Genomic DNA, 274 nt, shown 5'->3' with positions numbered 1-274 from the left:
GCTCTGATCTGGCTTCGAACGACTGTCCATGAGCGTTTTTACTTCCATGATAGACATATCCAATGAACGACACTGTTTAATAAATAGGAGTTGTTCAATAGTCCCCTTGTCGTAGACACGATAATTTCCACTTGAGCGCTTGAGCTCAGGCAATAGCCCTTTCTTTTCATAAAAACGAATGGTCTGAATACTACAACCTGTCGTCTTTGCGACATCACCAATTTTCATTTTTTACTCCTAACCGTTGACTCTATACCAAGTATAGACTTTATAC

General features: G+C 39.8%; 1 protein-coding gene. It reads right to left on the bottom strand.

Going from position 1 to position 274, the window contains the following annotated elements; translation table 11 throughout:
• Window positions 1-228, bottom strand: a 228-nt coding sequence (locus tag AAEY72_RS14835; RefSeq protein ID WP_352311309.1) for a MerR family transcriptional regulator, incomplete at its 3' end; no start/stop codon positions are given.
• Window positions 229-274: the final 46 nt, after the last annotated feature.

It is taken from the genome of Psychrobacter sp. W2-37-MNA-CIBAN-0211 (genome assembly GCF_040309405.1).
Taxonomy (GTDB): Bacteria; Pseudomonadota; Gammaproteobacteria; order Pseudomonadales; family Moraxellaceae; genus Psychrobacter; species Psychrobacter glaciei.
This window is presented reverse-complemented; position numbering and strand designations above follow the sequence as displayed.